Consider the following 231-nt stretch of genomic DNA (forward strand, 5'->3'; position numbering starts at 1 on the left):
GAACGCGTTGGTGAAGCAGTATCAGCGGTTGTTCGAGTTGGATGATGTGGAGTTGGAGTTCACGCGGGACGCGTTGGAGGCGATCGCTGAGCAGGGGATCGTGCGGGGGACGGGTGCGCGTGGGTTGCGGGCGATTATCGAGGAGGTGTTGTTGTCGGTGATGTATGAGGTGCCTTCGCGTGAGGATGTGGGTCAGGTGATCATCACGCGGGAGACGGTGATCGACAACGT

At 59.7% G+C, this 231-nt stretch carries 1 pseudogene; it reads left to right on the plus strand.

The features are described 5' to 3' along the window. Positions 1–231, plus strand: a pseudogene (locus tag ACTVAJ_RS06415) (ATP-dependent Clp protease ATP-binding subunit ClpX); the annotation flags it as partial.

Source organism: Nocardiopsis sp. KDC1DS13DA1 (assembly GCF_055632325.1).